Genomic DNA, 3,287 nt, shown 5'->3' with positions numbered 1-3,287 from the left:
TGGAAATCGCTCCAGTCCTCCGGTCGTTCCGCCGTTCGAACTCCAACGATTCCGGCGGACACACCTTGTAATAACGCGTCCGCGCACGACACGTTGGCTTTGCCATCCAGATCATGATCGCCGCGCAGGCGTCGTGTCACCGACGTCACCAAACTGGCAAACTCCTTCGGGTGCTGGTCAATTCGTTCGGCCAACGCTCGCGAAATCAGTCGTGTGGTCGTCGGGATTTGGCACTGCTCACCGCCGAAAAGCACCTCATCGGGATGCTTCTCCGCACTCGACATCAGGCCGTACCAAATCATCAAGCCTTGGTTGTGGTCATCAGCGTCCTCGATACCAGAATCCAACTCCGTCAAGAAATCCGCCAGTTCACCTCGCAAACCCAACGGCAATCGCTGCAGAATCGACGCGAGCGTCAATCGCACCGAAGCAACATCGGCCTCGGCATGCTTCATGAAATCGCTCGAATAAGCGCGGCATTCGTCACTCACTTTCTCTCCCGCTGCTTTGCTTGCCGCGGTCGGCCCGAACACATCGTCGATCGGCCAATGTTGCGTCATCAACCGAAAGCACCATGAACGAACGTGCGGCGACGGATCAGCGACACCTTCGAACAAAATCTTGCGAGACAAACCGCCGGATACGTTCAGCGTCCATAGCATCCGCAAGCGTTGTTGCGGATTGGTTCCCTCGACATCTTTAAATCGCTTTAACAACGCCGTGTTCAGTTCGCTGGCGTCGGCACCTCCGGCAACCGCTTCCGCGATTTGCAAACGAGACTGATGTGAAAACCAACGATCGCCCGCCAATTGAAACGCGATCGTTTGCTCAACGTTGATTCCGGGTTCGTTCAGATTTGCCAGTCGATCAGCCACGTCGTCTGGAGTTCCTGCTTCATAGCGAATTTGGAAAACGCGGCCGCTCGACCGGTGAACTCCTGAGTGCTCATGGCACTCGCCCAAGTCCGCCCAATCCAAAACAATCACGTTCCCATCCGGCCCCGCGGACAATTCCATCCCGCGGAACCAAACGTCGTCACTGAGGAACAAGTCTTTCTCGTGCTTGCCGACATACCCCGTTCCCTGAGGTTCCAATCGCTCGCGATTCACGCGACGTCCGTGGAAATTCAACGTGTACAGGTCTTCTTGGTATTCCTTCGGCCAAGTCGACTCTTGATAGATCATCATGCCAACGTGAGCGTGCCCGCCACCGTAGTCGTTCGCGGCTCCGTCACGTGAGTCTTGCCATTTGCCGGACGTGTCAAAGTGATAGTGATCGGCGTGCTGATCGATCAACTCATAAGCGTTCGGGTTCGGGTCCAAAGTGAACGGTCGGTGAAGGTGAGCCCCGTGAATGCCATGCCACAAATGGCCGTTGACGGTGTTGATGAAGAACAACTCTCCATTACGATCAAAATCGTGGCCCCAGGGGTTCGTCGTCCCGTGACACAACACCTCCACATGACGCGTGTCCACGTTGTATCGCCAAATGCCGCCTTCCAACGCCGTTCGATCTTCATCCGGCGTGCCTGGCAAAGCGATGCGTCCCGGACACGATCCACCGCAACGTCCGTACAGCCATCCGTCCGGCCCGAATCGCAATCCGTTGGCCAAGTTGTGATAGTTCTGCTCGGCGATCGTGAACCCGTCCAAGATGACTTGGGGTGGACCGTCGGGAACCGCATCCCTGTCCGCATCAGGCACAAACAGCAATTGCGGGGGGCACATCAGCCACACGCCACCCCGTCCCACTTCGACACTGGTCAAATGCTGGACCGAGTCCATGAACACGGTGCGTGAATCAGCAACTCCGTCGAGATTTTCATCCTCGAACACCAACACTCGATCGCGTTGATCGTCTCGCCAGGACACCCCGCGTTGGCCGTAGGTGTAGTTCTCCGCCACCCACAGCCTTCCCTTTCTGTCCCATGCCAAATCGATGGGATTCTGAACGTCCGGCTCGCTCGCGAAGACTGTTGTTGTGAATCCTGGTGGCATCTCGATCGCGGCGGCCGCTTCCTCAGGCGACAACAGCGGCGGCCCGGCGAGCTTGCCATCGGCGTCTAATTCTGCGAGAGGTTCTGTGTTGATCGGCGTTGGAAACTCGTCGGCGATCGCAGAAGGGCTGGCGATCAGACAGGCCAGCAATCCAACCAACCACGCCATCCCACGTGTTTGGCGGCACAGGAAACCAGGCCGACGTCCGCTCCGATGTGCCCCCACCCGTGCAATTTTCGCGAGATCAACGTAGAACATGGAAGTCATTTTCGTTTCGAACAAGAAAGATTGATATGCGGCGAATCGGCACTTTTTCCGATCCCAAACTGGCGGACCAATTCAACGACTACCTGCAGACTCAAAGAATTCCTGCGAAAGTCGACCACGACGAAAACTCCCATGATATCTGGATTCGCGACGAGAAAGATGTCGCGACGGCTCGAGAAGCCATGGAAGAGTTCAATCAATCACCAACCGCCGCAAAATTCGACGTTTCCGTCGAAGCCGCACGCTTGCGCAAAGAAGACGAAGCGGAAAAGCAACGCAAGCTCGCCTTGCAAAAGAAATCCCAGCAAAAACTGCGCGGCCGGTCGGGGGCATTCGGTGGTCGAAACGCGATGTCCGGCAACATCCCCGTTGTCATCGGCATGATCGTGGTGTGTGGCGTGATCAGCTACATGACCAATTTTGCCAACCCGAAACCGCTTCGTGATCTGCCCAACAACATGACGTTGGAAGGGTGGGAACGAGGCGACTACTTTTCGTTCGAAGAGAAACTGTTCTTCGGCCTAACTCTCGCGGGCGAGGTCGACTACCGAAAAACAGGTGACCCCTGGGTGTCGATCAAAAAGGGGGAAGTCTGGCGACTGATCACACCTGCGTTCTTACACGGGTCGCCCATGCACTTGGTCTTCAACATGATGGCCCTGTTCACACTGGGCAGCGTTGTTGAGCGTTTGCACGGATCACTGTTTCTAGCTGGCCTGCTAATCGGCTCCCACCTGATTGGAACGATCGTCCAAGTCGTCCTTCCCGATTGGCTGGAAGGCCCCATGGCGATTGGAGCCTCCGGAGCGGTGTTCGGCGTCTTTGGATTCATATGGATCCGACCCAAATTCCAGCCGTCCTATCCGGTTGGCATTCCTCCCTTCAATGTCTACCTGATGCTTGGTTTCATGTTCGCTTGCATGACCCCGCTGATCAACATGAAAATCGCAAACGGGGCTCTCGTTGGCGGCTTGCTGACTGGAATCGCCATCGCCGCGCTGGCGCCCAAGTGTATTTGACCAT

Annotated in this window: 2 protein-coding genes; one reads left to right on the top strand and one right to left on the bottom strand. The window is 56.3% G+C overall.

Going from position 1 to position 3,287, the window contains the following annotated elements:
* Nucleotides 1–2,264, bottom strand: a 2,264-nt coding sequence (locus tag ACF8AM_RS09990; protein ID WP_392555499.1) for a PVC-type heme-binding CxxCH protein, incomplete at its 3' end; no start/stop codon positions are given.
* Between the two features lie 26 nt (nucleotides 2,265–2,290).
* On the opposite strand from ACF8AM_RS09990, the gene ACF8AM_RS09985 reads away from it, so the two are divergent.
* Nucleotides 2,291–3,283 carry a rhomboid family intramembrane serine protease gene (locus ACF8AM_RS09985; RefSeq protein ID WP_392555498.1) on the top strand — a complete coding sequence of 331 codons (993 nt, stop codon included), beginning with the start codon at nucleotides 2,291–2,293 and terminating at the stop codon, nucleotides 3,281–3,283.
* Nucleotides 3,284–3,287: the final 4 nt, after the last annotated feature.

Origin of the sequence: Rhodopirellula sp. JB055, from assembly GCF_043100905.1 — a bacterium.
Lineage (GTDB): Bacteria > Planctomycetota > Planctomycetia > Pirellulales > Pirellulaceae > Rhodopirellula.
This window is presented reverse-complemented; position numbering and strand designations above follow the sequence as displayed.